This window comes from Kribbella sp. NPDC004536, assembly GCF_042873835.1.
Classification (GTDB): domain Bacteria; phylum Actinomycetota; class Actinomycetes; order Propionibacteriales; family Kribbellaceae; genus Kribbella.
Window position 1 is genome coordinate 512,546 of record NZ_JBIALY010000003.1, and the last position, 14,146, is coordinate 526,691.

Below are 14,146 nucleotides of genomic sequence, written 5' to 3' on the forward strand. Positions count from 1 at the left end.
ACATTCCGGTGTCAATTTCGCGCCTGGAGCGATCAAACCGCGTCGCTCGGCCCTCTAGGCTCAGGCAGGTAGTGATCACAGTCTTCAGCAGGGGAGCGGCATGACCTTCGACTACAAGGTGGCGGACCTCGGCCTGGCCGAGTTCGGGCGCAAGGAGATCCGGCTGGCCGAGCACGAGATGCCCGGCCTGATGGCGATGCGCAAGCAGTACGGCGACAGCAAGCCGCTGGCCGGTGCGCGGATCATGGGCTCGCTGCACATGACCATCCAGACCGCGGTGCTGATCGAGACCCTGGTGGCACTCGGGGCCGAGGTGCGCTGGGTGTCCTGCAACATCTTCTCCACCCAGGACCACGCGGCCGCCGCGATCGTCGTCGGCAACGGCACGGCCGATGCCCCCGCGGGTGTCCCGGTCTTCGCCTGGAAGGGCGAGACGCTGGAGGAGTACTGGTGGTGCACCGAGCAGGCGCTCACCTGGCCGGGCGGTGACGGCCCGAACATGATCCTCGACGACGGCGGCGACGCCACGATGCTCGTCCACAAGGGCACCGAGTTCGAGAAGGCGGGCGCCGTACCGGACCCGTCGACCGCTGACTCCGAGGAGTACGGCGTCGTCCTGAAGCTGCTCACCCGCACGCTCGCCGAGTCGCCGTCGAAGTGGACCACGATCGGCCAGGGCATCAAGGGTGTCACCGAGGAGACCACCACCGGCGTGCACCGGCTGTACGAGATGCACAAGGCCGGCGCGCTGCTGTTCCCGGCGATCAACGTCAACGACTCCGTCACCAAGTCGAAGTTCGACAACAAGTACGGCTGCCGGCACTCGCTGATCGACGGCATCAACCGCGCCACCGACGTCCTGATCGGCGGCAAGGTGGCGGTCGTCTGCGGGTACGGCGACGTCGGCAAGGGCTGTGCCGAGTCGCTCCGCGGCCAGGGCGCCCGGGTGATCGTCACCGAGATCGACCCGATCTGCGCGCTGCAGGCCGCGATGGACGGGTACCAGGTCTCGACCGTCGACGACGTGGTCGGGATCGCCGACATCTTCGTCACCACGACCGGCAACAAGGACGTCATCACCGCCGACCACATGGCCGCGATGAAGCACCAGGCGATCGTCGGCAACATCGGCCACTTCGACAACGAGATCGACATGGCCGGCCTGTACAAGGTGCCGGGGATCGAGCGGGTCAACATCAAGCCGCAGGTCGACGAGTTCCGGTTCCCGGACGGTCACACGATCATCGTGCTGTCCGAGGGGCGGCTGCTGAACCTGGGCAACGCGACCGGGCACCCGTCGTTCGTGATGTCGAACTCGTTCACCAACCAGGTGCTGGCGCAGATCGAGCTGTTCGTGAAGACCGCCGACTACCCGACCGAGGTGTACGTGCTGCCGAAGCACCTCGACGAGATGGTCGCCCGGCTGCACCTCGACGCGCTCGGCGTGAAGCTCACCGAGCTGACCAAGGAGCAGGCCGCGTACCTCGGCGTACCGGTCGAGGGCCCGTACAAGGCTGAGGCTTACCGCTACTGAGGTTCCTGGAAACACCCCGCAGACTCGTCGTCTGCGGGGTGTTTCTGGTTTCAGGTCCAGCCGTTGCTTCCCGGGGCCGCCCAGCCCTGCGCGTTCACCGTGGCGGGGCGCGGGCCGGTGGGCGGTGGGGGTGGGACGAACGGGGGCGGTACGGGCAGCGGTGCCGGCGCGCCGTACGGGTTCGGCGGGGCGAACGGGCCTGGTGGCACGGCGTACGGGTTCGGCTGGCTGAACGGGCCGGTGGGGACCGGGCGTTGGGTCGCCAGGCGGTGTAGTTCGCGGCGGCGGCGTTCGGCGAGAACGGCCGAGAGGAACGCGGGCGCGATGATCGGGTGCGGCGGTGCGGGTGCGGTGACGGCGGCGACCCGGGCGGCCAGGGCCTCGCCGAGGGCGATCTGCGGGCCGGGGAGGAGCTCGGTGTAGCGGGCCAGGTAGTCGCGGGCCGCGTTGGCGAGTTCGTCGGACAGCCGGGACAGCTCCAGCGACTGCGCCCACTGGACCAGCGGGCCTGGTACGAACAGCGGCGGCGACGCCATCGACTGCTGCCGTTCGCGGATCACGACCGTACCGGCGACCATGTCCCCGATCCGCTTGCCCTGCTTGTTCATCAGGCTCGCGACGATCCCGGGGCTGGCCGCGAACCACGGCGCGAAGTCCACGAAGAACCACATCAGCGTCCGTACCAGCGCGTGCCGGAAGCGGATCGAGCTGCCGTCGTCCCGGACCACCTTCAGCCCGAGCACCATCTTGCCGATCGTCCGGCCACGCGTCAGCGTCTCCATCACGACCCGGTAGCCGACCGCCACGAGCAGTACGACGATGAAGATCAGCGCGACCGCCAGCGCCTCGCTGGACTGGCTCCCGAGCAGGAAACCGGTCAGCAGACCGATCAGCACCATCAGTACGACGACCTGCAGGATCATGTCGATCGCGCAGGCCAGGGCCCGTGTCGGCATCCGGGCGATCCGCACCTGGAGGACGACCGCTTCACCGGTGACCAGCTGAGACACGACGTCGCCCCCCTCCTGCGTAGACACTGCGTAGATACGTGTAGATACTCAGTCCGGCTAGTCTGCCATCAGTCGGGTGGAGGAGGTGGCGGTGGACGTAGAAGCGTTTGTGTCGGTGCACCAGCCGCAGTGGGACCGCCTGGCGCGCCTGACCCGCCGTCAGCGCCGGCTGAGTGGTGCAGAGGCCGAAGAGCTCGTCGTGCTGTACCAGCGCGTCGGCACGCACCTGGCGGCGTTGCGAGCAGCTGGAGCCGACCCTGTGTCCATCGGCCGGCTGTCCGGGCTGATCGCTGACGCACGTGGTGCCGTGACCGGTGCGCAGGCGCCTGTCTGGCGCGACATCTCGAAGTACTTCCTGGTCAGCTTCCCCGCGGCGCTGTACGCGTCTCGGCGCTGGTGGATCACCATCGGGGTGCTGTTCTACCTGGTGGCCGCTTGGACCGCCTGGCGGGTGCTGGCGCATCCGGAGGTGATCGGCTCGATCGCTACGCCGGACGAGGTCAAACAGCTGGTCAACCACGACTTCCAGTCGTACTACTCCGACAACCCGGCGCAGGATTTCGCTCTTCGGGTGTGGATCAACAACGCCACGATCAGTGCGGCCGTACTGGCGCTCGGCATCCTTCTGGTCCCGTCGGTCTTCGTACTGTGGGACAACGCGATGAACCTCGGCCTGAGCGCCGGCCTGATGATCGCCAACGACAAGGGCGGTCTGTTCTTCAGCCTGATCACCCCACACGGTCTGCTCGAGCTCACAGCCGTCTTCATCGCCACAGCAGCCGGACTGCGTCTCGGTTGGTCCTGGGTCGTTCCAGGACCACGCACGCGCATGCAGGCCTTGGCGCAGACCGGACGGGCCACCATAGGCATGGCGATCGGGTTGGCCGCGGTTCTCCTGGTCACCGGCCTGATCGAAGCCTTCGTCACCCCGTTCCTGCCGGCGCCGGTCCGCGTCACGATCGGCATCGTGGTCGAGCTGGCGTTCTTCACGTACGTCTGGACTCTCGGTCGTCGGGCCTACCGCCACGGTGACTACGGCGACATCGACGAAGCGGACGCGACAGCACCGGTTTCCGCCTGACCTGTTTCAGGTCTGGGCACCGGGACGGGTATGAGTACCGCCCAGGAAGTACGGCACAGTCGTGCGTACGAGATGGCGATCACGCTCGGTCTGGTCGCGTACGGCCTCGTGTATCTGCTGGTGGCGTGGATCGCACTGCAACTCGCGTTCGGCAAGCCCGCGCCGGAGGCATCCCAGCAAGGTGCACTGCAGGAGTTGGCGCAGACGCCACTCGGCGGTGTGCTGTTGTGGATCGTCGCGGCCGGTCTGTTCGTGTTGGTCGTGTGGAGGGTGCTGGAAGTGGGCTGGGGCCACCTCGGCCTGCAGAAGCGGCTGTCCTCGACCGGCCGCGGGATCGTCTACATCGTGCTCGGTGTGAGCGCGGTCAAGGTCGCGGTCGGTGCCGGCGGCTCGAGCACCGGCACACAACGTACGCTGTCCGCCCGGCTGATGGCCCATCCCGCGGGCCGGGTGCTGATCGTGGGAGTCGGCGTCGTGATCATCGGGATCGCCTGCTACCAGCTGTACAAGGCGATCACGAAGAAGTTCACCGACGACCTGGCCGGCGGGGTCTCGGACGTCACGATCCTGCTCGGCCGGATCGGCTACGCCGCAAAAGGCCTCGCGTTCTTGGTCGTCGGCGGACTGTTCGGCTGGGCCGCGATCAGCTACGAGCCGCAGAAAGCCGGCGGTCTCGACACGGCGCTGCACACGATCAAGGACCAGCCGTTCGGCGCCGCCCTGCTGACCGTACTAGCAGCCGGCATCGCGTGCTTCGGCCTGTACTGCTTCATCTGGTCCCGCAACGCCCGCCACTGAGGTCACGCCGGCAGGTCCCTCCGGCGTAGAGCTGCCAGTCCGGCCAGGCTGAGGGCGGCGGCGATCGCCAGCAGTGTGATCAGCGAGCCGGCGTCGACGGAGCCGCCCGGCAGTGACGGGAGATGGGTGAACGGGGAGATGTCGCGGATCCAGCTGGCCGTCGCGACGCCCGCACTCACCAGGCCGATCACGATGCAGATCGCCGGTCCGGCCCAGGACACCATCGACGCGCGTGGGAAGAAGCCGAAGACGGCGATCGCCACCGCGGCCAGTACCCACACCGCAGGCAACTGCGCGAGTGCGGCAGCCACCATGCGCGGCAGTTGACCGCCGACGTCGCCGATCGCGGCGCCGTACGCCAGCCCTTGCATGACGCCCGCCGCGAGCAGTGCGACGGCAGGGCCGAGCAGGCTGAACACGAGATGGCTCGCGGCCCACTGCCAACGGCTGGTTGCGGTCGCCAGCACCGGTTCGGCGCGGCCGCTGCTCTCCTCGACCCGCATCCGGAGCGTGGCCTGGACCGCGTACGCCGACGCGATCAGACCGACGAGCATCATCACGCCGGACAGGAACGAGTCGATCAGCCCGGCCGCGCCGCCCATCCGCTGGAACAGTTGCTGCATCGTCGGGTCGTCGCGCATCAGGTCGCCGACGCCCTTCGCGACACCGCCGAACAGCAAGCCCAGCAAGGCGAATCCGGCCGTCCACGCAACCAGTAGCCCGCGATGCAACCGCCACGCCAGCCCGAACGCCGACCCGATCGCCCCATCCGCCGGCCCGAGCCGATCCGGCAGCAACCCCGCCCCCACATCCCGCCTTACCCCAAGCCCGACCGCCGCACCGACGAGCACGACTGTCACCGCCAGGATCACCGACGCCAACCACCAACGGTTCTGGGCATACGGATGAATCCGCTGTGCCCATCCGATCGGTGAAAGGTACGACAACCACGCGAGCGGCCCGTTGGTATGCGCACTGGTATCCCCGGCCGCCCGCAATACATAAGCCGCCCCGAGCACCCCGATCGCAATCCCACGAGCCGTCCCCGCACTCGCCGTCAACTGCGCCGCGACCGCACCAACGCCAGCGAACAACCAACCAGTCCCGGCATATTCGATGCCAATGGCAACCGACCCGTCGAGCGGCAGGTTCTGGCTGTGCATGCCCAGGGCAAGCAAAATGCCGAGCAGTGCGTTGGCGCCAAGCGTGGTGATGAGCGCCGCCGCGAGCTGCGCATGCCGCCCCACAACAGTTGCCCCAAGCAACTCCCGGCGTCCGGACTCCTCCTCGACCCGGGTGTGCCGGATCACCGTGAGCAGGCTGATCAGCCCGACCATCACCGGTACGAACCCGAGCCGCCAGGTCACGAACTCGCCGAGGCTCGGCCCGGACAGCTCGCCGTACAAGGTGATGAAGCCCGCGTTGCTCGCGTACCTGATCCGGGAGTCCGGCGTCGGGAACAGATCGCCGTACTCCTTGACGTAGCTGACCGAGATCGCCGTCAGCAGTACGATCCACAGCGGCAGTACGACGCGATCGCGGCGCAGGATCAGCCGGATCAGGCCGCCCGTACCGGCGAGGGTCTTCATTTCCCTCATCGCGCTGCCTCGGGTTCGTACAGCCGCAGGAACAGTTCCTCGAGGGACGGCGGCTGGCTGACCAGGCTCCGTACGCCGATCTCGGTGAGCCGGCGTAGTACCGGGTTGATCTCGTCCGTGTCGACGTCGAACCGGACTCTGCCGTCGCCGACCTGCAGATCGTGGACGCCGGCCAGTTGCGCGAGCCCGTCCAGCGGACCGACCAGCTCGGCCTGGATCGACGTCCGGGTGAGGTGCCGCAGTTCGTCGAGCGTGCCGGTCTCGACGGCGCGACCCGCGCGGATGATCGTGACCCGGTCGCACAACGCCTCGACCTCGGACAGGATGTGGCTGGACAGCAGCACGGTCCGCCCGTCGCGGTCGGTGAGCTCCTGCACGACCTCGCGGAACACCTCCTCCATCAAGGGATCCAGGCCGGACGTCGGCTCGTCGAGCAGCAGCAGTTCGACGTCCGACGCGAACGCGGCGACCAGCGCGACCTTCTGCCGGTTGCCCTTCGAGTACGCACGTGCCTTCTTCCGCGGGTCGAGATCGAACCGCTCCAGCAGTTCCGCCTTGCGTTTCCTGTCCACGCCGCCGCGCATCCGCCCGAGCAGGTCGATCGCCTCGCCGCCGGACAGGTTCGGCCACAGCGTCACATCACCGGGTACGTACGCGAGCCGCCGGTGCAGCGCGGTCGCGTCCGACCACGGGTCGCCGTCGAGGACGGTCGCCGTACCGCCGTCCGCGCGGGTCATTCCGAGCAGGATGCGAATGGTGGTCGTCTTCCCCGCGCCGTTCGGGCCGAGGAACCCGTGCACCTCACCGGTTCGCACCGCGAGATCGAGACCGTCCAGGGCGTGGGTGCGCCCGAACCGCTTGACCAGACCTTCCGTGCTGATCGCAGCCGGCATGATCACTTCTCCTGTTTCCGGATGGCTTCCACTTGTTCAGCAGTGATGATCGGGATGCTGAACACGTCCAGCAGCCCCTGGCCGATCCGTGCGTACCCGGACGGCGTGGTGATGTCTTCCCCGAGCGCCTCCGACACCTGGTCCCGCAACAGGAAGACGCTCAACTTGATCGCCGCCAGCGCCGCCGAGTACGCCCGGCGGTCCTGCGGCTCGATCCCGTACCCCTTGGACCAGTCCTCGATCGCGCTGACCGCCTCCAGGAACAGGGCCGTCGCCTTCTCCGAACCGTCCTGCATCGAGCGGACCAGGTACAGCTGCAGCGGAAACACCCGCGGATGCAACGCCACCGGATCCAGCGCCGCAACCCCCGCGCTGGTCGCCAGCTCCGCGCTCACCTCGAGCATCCGCTCCCGCGCGTAGTCGTCACACGCCTCCCGCAACGACTCCTTCGACCCGAAGTGATGCCGCACCAACCCCGACGAAACCCCCGCCTCAGCCGCAATGTCCCGAATCGAGGCCCCCTCGATCCCCCGCTCCCCGAACAACCGCAACGCCGCATCCCGAATCCGAGCCCGCGCCGTCAAATCCCCAACCCGCCGATCCATCACCCTTCCTCCCTACACACAAAAGCAAACTACTACACAACCGTGTAGTCAAGTACTGATGTGTGTAGGAGTTGGCGCGGGTGAGGTGATGGTGAGTGGGCGGGGGATGAGGGTAGGTGTCAGGTGGTGAGTAAGGACGGCCCGCGCGTGCTGCGCAGGTGCTAGTTCGTCGCTCCGCTCCTCAGACGCACCTACTCCGCACGCTCCCACCCGCCCCCGGGCTAGCGCCCGGAATATCAACTTCCGGCTCCCGCCGGAGGTTTCCGGCTAGCGCCGGGCTGCTTCCGGCTGCCGCCGGGAAGTTGTCGGCTGCCGCCGACGGGTTGCTCGCTGGCGCTCGCGTGCGACTGCCAGGTGCTCACTCAACGCCGGACTTATCGGCGTGACGGACGACTGGACGCGCAGGGAACTGCTCCAACGCAGGGCCCGTATGCCCGTGACTTCCCCAACCCCGGCGCCTCTCGCCAGTGCAGACGGCAATTGAGCTAGGCGCCGGGTTCACCGTCAGCGATAGACGCCTAGCTCCGCCTGTGCTGAATGAGCCATTCGACTACCTGCTCATGCTCGATCGCCCTATTTGCGATTGCCAGAACAAAGACATGAGCATCGACAACACTCGTTCGAAGGAACTCGCCGTTCAGAGCGAGAAACGTCTCCATCGCGGTCCAGGCCGTGCGCTTGTTCCCGTCGATGAATCCCTGCGTCGTCGCCAGTGCCCACAACAGGGCGGCTGCCTTCTCCCACACAGTCGAATAGAACTCGGCCCCGCCATAGCTGTGAGCACATCGCATCGTCGCGGCGTCAACAGTGCCGCGTTCGCGAACGACGCCGCCGAACCGCGCATTGATCCGCACCACCTGGTCGGTGGTGAGATAGACGACCTCCCTCACTGGGCGAGGCGGTCCATGAGTTCGGCGCGTTGCTGAGCGATCGCATCTGCTATGCGTAAGACATCATCGTCCGAGGCGCGAAGCTGATCGTCGACTCTCGTCGGCTCGCTCGCCTGATCGGCTGCCCGCTGGATCCTGGTCCGGCGGACTGCCCCCTTGCGAAGCTTCCCCGCAACGCCGGCTTTGCCGACCCGGCGGCCTGACTTGGGCGCGCCGCTCTCGGCCTTCGCTGCCGCCTCGTCAGCGACTCGCGTGGCCGAATGCGCCCTCCGCCGGAGCTTGCTCATAAGTCCATGATAGTCGCCGTGGCGCAATCCGCTCGCTTGGCGGTCTCTGACGGTAACCGTGGTCCGGCGGTCGGATGAGCTTCCGACTCTTTGATGACAGACCGGGGGATGGCACTTATTGCCGGGTTGAACCTTCGGCAGATCAGGCGCATGTCTCCGGCGGTTTCGTGTTCGCCAGAACCGGGTTGGTGGTGCCGGCTGACGTGACGGTCTGGGTCACACCACCTGGCGAGCGGTCCGCTTCGCATGCGGTCGCCGTCGCTCCGCCGGCGTGATGCAGCGCGGCACCCGGGACAGCAGTTCGCCAGCGGTAGCGAGCATGCTCCCGGCGGGAGCCGGAATCTCCCCGGCGGGAGCCGGGACCCTCCCGGCGGGAGCCGGAAGTGGATGGTCCGGGCGGCAGCCCGGGGGTGGGTGGGGTGTGCGGAGTAGGTGCGTCTGAGGAGCGAAGCGACGAACTAGCGCCTGCGCAGCACGCGCGGGTCGACTCACCACCTGCACCCCTCACCACCTGCACCCCTCACCCACCCGTACGTCCCACCCCCGTACGTCCCAAGCTCCGTACCTCCCACGCCCCGTACGTCGCGCCCGCCCGTACGTCCCACTCACCCGTACGTCGCACCCGGCCCGTACGTCCCCCACCCACCCGTACGTCCCATCCGCCCGTACGGGTCGGCCCCTTCCCGGGGATTGAGTGGTGTGGGCCGGTAAGAAGGTTACTTACGTGTGACAAGTGGTGGTATGTCGTTGACGCGGGTGTGGTGGGTGGTGTGGTTTCTTCCCCAAACACCAACACCGGCTGGGGAAGGTGGGCGCGGCCCGATGAGGAAGTTGATGGCGGTGCTGGCGGCGTTGTGTCTGCTGGCGGTAGTACCGGGGACGGCGGTGGCGGCCGGACCGGGGCAGAAGAAGGTCATCAAGATCGGGGTGACACAGGCGGTCGACTCGATGAATCCGTTCCTGGCGGTGCGGTTGGTGACCGGGTCGATCCAGCGGATGATCTACGGGTTCCTGACCGTACCGGACTCGAAGACGCTGCAGCCGAGTCCGGATCTGGCGGAGTCGTGGACGACGTCGCCGGACGGGCTGACCTGGACGTTCAAGATCCGGCAGGCGAAGTGGTCGGACGGCCAGCCGATCACGGCCGACGACGCGGCGTGGACGTTCAACAAGATGATGACCGACGACGGCGCGAAGACCGGGAACGGGCCGGCGGTGGAGAACTTCCAGAGCGTCAGCGCGAACGGCCAGGAGTTGACGATCAAGCTCAAGACCCCGCAGGCGTCGATGCTCGACAACCCGGTGCCGATCATGCCGAAGCACGTGTGGGAGAAGATCAAGGACATCTCGAAGTACGACGGCGAGACGTACCCGACCGTCGGCAGCGGGCCGTACGTCGCGGTCGAGCACAAGAAGGACCAGTTCGTCCGGCTGGAGGCGAACCCGGACTACTGGCGCGGCCGGCCGAAGATCGACGAACTGCAGATCATCTTCTACGACAACCCCGCGGCCTCGATCGTCGGTCTGAAGAAGGGCGACATCGACCTGATCGGCCGCCTGAACCCGCCGGACTTCGAGTCGCTGAAGGGCGACGACAACATCGTCCAGTGGAACACCCAGGGCCGGCGGGCCACGTACCTGCAGATCAACCACGGCGCGACCACCAGCGACAACAAGCCGATCGGCGACGGGCATCCGGCGCTGAAGGACCCGCGGGTACGGACCGCGCTGCACTACGCGATCGACAAGCAGAAGCTGGTCGACGAGGTGCAGGGCGGGCTGGCGAAACCGGCTGACGGGTCGATCATTCCGCCGCTGTACAAGGGCTTCTTCTGGCAGGCGAGCGGCGCCGAGAAGGTCACGTTCGACCTCGCGAAGGCCAACAAGATCCTCGACGACGCCGGCTACAAGAAGGGTCCGGACGGCGTACGCACGATGCCCGACGGGTCGCGGAAACTGCAGTTCCGGTTCAGCATCCATACCGACACGCCGATCGAGGACAAGCTCGCCGAGTACCTGACCGGCTGGTTCAAGCAGATCGGCATCACGCTGACCACGAAGCGCCTGGACTCCAGCAAGTTCACCGAGGAGACCGGTACGACGGCGCTCTTCGACATCGCGATCAGCGGGTGGTCGGTGAACCCGGACCCGGAGGAGGTGCTCGGTACGCACCTGTGCAGCCGGCGTCCGACCGCGACCGGGCAGGGCGGCGGTACGGAGTCGTTCTACTGCGACCCGACGTACGAGAGCCTGTACCTGCAGCAGCAGAAGGAACTCGACCGCACGAAACGCGCCGACATCATCAAGAAGATGGAGGAACGCCTGTACGTCGACGCGCCGGTGATCGCGCTGTACTACCCGAACGACCTCGAGGGGTACCGCAAGGACCGGATCGCCAACATCACGCCGATCCCGGAGGACAAGGGGCTGCTGTACGGCGGTTCGGGGTACTGGCCGTTCTACACGCTCGAGGCGGTGTCGACGGACGCCAAGGCCGACGGTGGATCGAACGGCGGGCTGATCGCGGGGGTCGCGGCCGGCGTCGTCGTGCTGGCGATCGGCGGGTTGTTCCTCGCGCGGCGCCGTCGCGGCGCGGCCGACGAGCGCGAATGACGGCTGAATGACGAGCGTCGTAGAGGAGCTGGAGCAGTCCCCGGTCCGGCATGGTCTGCTGCGGTACGCGGCGACCAAGGCCGGCGGGGCGCTGCTCAGCATCGTGATGGTGATCGTCGCGACGTTCTTCCTGTTCCGGCTGCTGCCGGGTGATCCGGTCCGCGCGCTCGCGCAGGGCAGGAACATGACACCCGAGCAGCTGGACCTGGAACGCGCGCGGCTCGGCCTGGACAAGCCGATTCCGGAACAGTTCCTGCACTTCGTCTCGCAGACGCTGCGACTGGACCTCGGCGTTTCGTACGAGTACAAGCGCCCGGTCCTGGACCTGATCGGTGAGCGGATCGGGTCGACGCTGCTGCTGACGGGTACGGCGCTGGTGATGGCGGTCGGCCTCGGTCTCTGGCAGGGCGCCCGGGCCGGCTGGAAACCGGGAAGCCGTTTCGACAAGATCTCGACAGCGATCTCCCTGGTGTTGTGGTCGGTGCCGACGTTCTGGCTCGGGCTGTTGCTGCTGATGGTGTTCGCGGCCGGGATCGGCCCGATCCCGGGCATCTTCCCGACCCGCGGCAGTTCGAGCGTCGACAAGCCGGACGGGTTCGCGGGTGTGCTCGACGTCGGCCAGCACATGGTGCTGCCGTGCCTCACGCTGGTCGCGGTCGTCTATGCGCAGTACTTGCTGGTGATGCGGTCCTCGGTGATCGAAGAGGTCGGCCAGGACTACATCACGACCGCGCGGGCGAAGGGTTTGCGCGACGACGAGATCCGCCGCCGGCACGCCGTACCGAATGCACTGCTGCCGACCGTGACGCTGGTGTTCATGCGGATCGGGTTCGTCGTGGGGGGTGCGGTGACGGTCGAGGCGATCTTCAGCTGGCCAGGGCTCGGGCAGCTGTTCTACCAGGCGATCCGGGTGCCGGACTTCACCTTGATGCAGGGGACCTTCCTGCTGATCACGGTGTCCGTCATCGTGATGAACACGCTTGCCGACGTGGTCTACCACGTCCTCGATCCCCGGGTGAGGTCGGCATGAGCAGTACGTTCTGGAACGATTTCCGCAAACACCGCGGCGGCGTTGCTGGACTGGTGATCCTCGCGGTCGCCGTCGTCCTGGCGCTGGTTGCGCCGCTCTTCATCGACGCCGGCGTGACGAACGTGGTCAGCGGGACCGGCGCCAAGCTGGCACCGCCGAGCCTCGACCACCCGCTCGGCACCGACGAGTCGGGGCGGTCGGTGTTGCTGATGATCTGGTGGGGTTCGCGGACGTCGCTGCTGATCGGATTCCTCGCGGCCCTGCTGAGCATGGTGATCGGGACCGTACTGGGGATCGCGGCCGGGCATTTCCGCGGCTGGATCGGTGCGATCATCCTGCGCGTCACCGACTGGTTCCTGGTGCTCCCGTCGCTGGTTACGGCGCTCGTACTGGCGGCGATCCTGGGCGGCTCGACCGCGACGATCATCGTGGCGATCGGCGTCACGTCCTGGCCGTCGACGGCCCGGCTGATCCGGGCGCAGACGCTGGCCGTCGAGGCGCGGCCGTACATCGAACGATCGCTCGCGCTCGGCGGCGGGCACTGGCACATCGCCACCCGGCACGTGCTGCCGAACGTCGCTCCGTTGCTGTTGGCAAGTACGACGCTGGAGGTCGCGAGCGCGATCGTCACCGAGTCGACGCTGGCGTTCCTCGGCGTCAGCGCGAACAAGACGTCGTGGGGCACGATGCTCCGCGGCTCGTACGACTGGGGTGCGGCAACCGCCGGCGCCTGGTGGTACATCCTCGTACCGGGCCTGTGCATCGTCACGGTCGTGATGGCTTTCACCTTGTGCGGAAGGGCTCTGGAGACCGTACTCAACCCACGCCTGCGCGCTCGGGAGATCTGATGCTCGAACTCGAAGACCTCTCGGTCACCTACCGGATCAGCTCGGGACGCGCCGGCTCATTCGCCGAGGTTCCAGCGGTGCGTGGAGTTTCGCTGGAACTGGCAGCCGGGGAAGCACTGGGGCTGGCAGGCGAGTCCGGCTCCGGAAAGTCCTCGATAGCGCTCGCCCTCCTCCGCCTCCTCCCGCGATCAGCCGTGGTCGGCGGCAGAGTCCTGCTCGACGGCGAGGACGTACTGACGATGAAGTGGGGCCGCCTCCGCGCCGTCCGCTGGTCGTCGGCGTCCATCGTCTTCCAGGGCGCACAGCACGGCCTCAACCCGGTACGGCGAATCGGCGACCAGATCGCGGAACCTCTCGTCGTACACAAGCTGGCCTCCGGCCCGGCCGCCGAGGCCCGCGTCAAGGAACTGCTGGAACAGGTCGGTCTGCCCGCCTGGCGAGCGCGCAGCTACCCGCACGAGCTGAGTGGTGGCCAACGGCAACGAGTCATGATCGCGATGGCGCTCGCGTGTGCGCCGCAGCTGATCATCGCGGACGAGCCGACGACCGCGCTCGACCTGATGGTGCAGGCGCAGGTGCTGACGTTGATCCGGCAGTTGATCGCGGACCACGGGATCTCGCTGCTGATGATCTCGCACGACCTGTCCGTACTTGCCGACGTCTGTGACCGGCTCGCGGTGATGTACGCCGGCCGGCTGGTGGAGGTGGGACCGGCGGACGGGGAGTTCAAGCACCCGTACAGCCAGGCGCTGGCGGCGGCGTTCCCGACCGTCGGCGATCCGGTGTCCCGACTCGCGCCGCGCGGGCTGGCCGGCGATCCGCCGGATCCGCAGCAGTTGCCGGGCGGATGTACGTTCCATCCGCGCTGCCCGGTCGCGCTCGAGACCTGTGCGAGTACCGACGTACAACTGCTGGTGTCGGGTGACCGGGCCGCTGCCTGTGTCCTGGTGGGGGAGTGA

At 67.5% G+C, this 14,146-nt stretch carries 13 protein-coding genes; 7 read left to right on the top strand and 6 right to left on the bottom strand.

Annotated elements, in window-relative coordinates:
• The first annotated feature begins 100 nt into the window (after window positions 1-100).
• Entirely contained in the window at window positions 101-1,534 is a 1,434-nt protein-coding gene (gene ahcY, locus ACFYRU_RS27650) for an adenosylhomocysteinase (protein ID WP_387663620.1), read from the top strand.
• Window positions 1,535-1,584: 50 nt separating this feature from the next.
• On the opposite strand, the gene ACFYRU_RS27655 is transcribed toward ahcY, so the two are convergent.
• Window positions 1,585-2,544 (bottom strand): RDD family protein, encoded by a 960-nt coding sequence (locus ACFYRU_RS27655; protein WP_387663622.1) that lies wholly within the window; start codon window positions 2,542-2,544, stop codon window positions 1,585-1,587.
• Between the two features lie 91 nt (window positions 2,545-2,635).
• On the opposite strand from ACFYRU_RS27655, the gene ACFYRU_RS27660 reads away from it, so the two are divergent.
• Both ACFYRU_RS27660 and ACFYRU_RS27665 read left to right on the top strand, forming a co-directional pair.
• Window positions 2,636-3,625, top strand: coding sequence for a stage II sporulation protein M (locus ACFYRU_RS27660; RefSeq protein ID WP_387663624.1), 990 nt, complete (start codon window positions 2,636-2,638; stop codon window positions 3,623-3,625).
• Window positions 3,626-3,655: 30 nt separating this feature from the next.
• Entirely contained in the window at window positions 3,656-4,423 is a 768-nt protein-coding gene (locus ACFYRU_RS27665) for a DUF1206 domain-containing protein (RefSeq protein WP_387663626.1), read from the top strand.
• Between the two features lie 2 nt (window positions 4,424-4,425).
• Here ACFYRU_RS27665 and ACFYRU_RS27670 read toward each other — a convergent pair whose 3' ends face one another.
• From ACFYRU_RS27670 to ACFYRU_RS27690, 5 genes are all read right to left on the bottom strand, one after another.
• The gene (locus ACFYRU_RS27670; RefSeq protein ID WP_387663628.1) at window positions 4,426-6,021 is read right to left on the bottom strand and encodes an ABC transporter permease; all 1,596 of its coding nucleotides are present in this window, start codon (window positions 6,019-6,021) and stop codon (window positions 4,426-4,428) included.
• The gene (locus ACFYRU_RS27675; RefSeq protein ID WP_387663630.1) at window positions 6,018-6,914 is read right to left on the bottom strand and encodes an ATP-binding cassette domain-containing protein; all 897 of its coding nucleotides are present in this window, start codon (window positions 6,912-6,914) and stop codon (window positions 6,018-6,020) included. The genes ACFYRU_RS27670 and ACFYRU_RS27675 overlap by 4 nt, the downstream gene beginning before the upstream one ends.
• Before the next feature lie 2 nt (window positions 6,915-6,916).
• The gene (locus ACFYRU_RS27680; protein WP_387663632.1) at window positions 6,917-7,519 is read right to left on the bottom strand and encodes a TetR/AcrR family transcriptional regulator; all 603 of its coding nucleotides are present in this window, start codon (window positions 7,517-7,519) and stop codon (window positions 6,917-6,919) included.
• Between the two features lie 518 nt (window positions 7,520-8,037).
• Window positions 8,038-8,409: a type II toxin-antitoxin system death-on-curing family toxin gene (locus tag ACFYRU_RS27685; RefSeq protein ID WP_387663633.1), complete on the bottom strand. Its 372-nt coding sequence runs from the start codon at window positions 8,407-8,409 to the stop codon at window positions 8,038-8,040.
• Complete coding sequence (locus ACFYRU_RS27690; protein ID WP_387663635.1) at window positions 8,406-8,696, bottom strand: hypothetical protein; 291 nt, start codon at window positions 8,694-8,696, stop codon at window positions 8,406-8,408. The genes ACFYRU_RS27685 and ACFYRU_RS27690 overlap by 4 nt, the downstream gene beginning before the upstream one ends.
• A gap of 822 nt (window positions 8,697-9,518) precedes the next feature.
• Here ACFYRU_RS27690 and ACFYRU_RS27695 point away from each other — a divergent pair.
• Genes ACFYRU_RS27695 through ACFYRU_RS27710 form a run of 4 tightly spaced genes read left to right on the top strand, consistent with a single transcriptional unit; the run spans window position 9,519 to window position 14,146 of the window.
• Window positions 9,519-11,309 carry an ABC transporter substrate-binding protein gene (locus ACFYRU_RS27695; protein ID WP_387663637.1) on the top strand — a complete coding sequence of 597 codons (1,791 nt, stop codon included), beginning with the start codon at window positions 9,519-9,521 and terminating at the stop codon, window positions 11,307-11,309.
• Window positions 11,310-11,316: 7 nt separating this feature from the next.
• Window positions 11,317-12,339, top strand: a complete 1,023-nt coding sequence (locus ACFYRU_RS27700) for an ABC transporter permease (protein WP_387663639.1) — start codon at window positions 11,317-11,319, stop codon at window positions 12,337-12,339.
• Window positions 12,336-13,187 (top strand): ABC transporter permease, encoded by an 852-nt coding sequence (locus ACFYRU_RS27705; protein ID WP_387663641.1) that lies wholly within the window; start codon window positions 12,336-12,338, stop codon window positions 13,185-13,187. The genes ACFYRU_RS27700 and ACFYRU_RS27705 overlap by 4 nt, the downstream gene beginning before the upstream one ends.
• Window positions 13,187-14,146 (top strand): ABC transporter ATP-binding protein, encoded by a 960-nt coding sequence (locus ACFYRU_RS27710; protein ID WP_387663642.1) that lies wholly within the window; start codon window positions 13,187-13,189, stop codon window positions 14,144-14,146. Before ACFYRU_RS27705 ends, ACFYRU_RS27710 begins: the two co-directional genes overlap by 1 nt.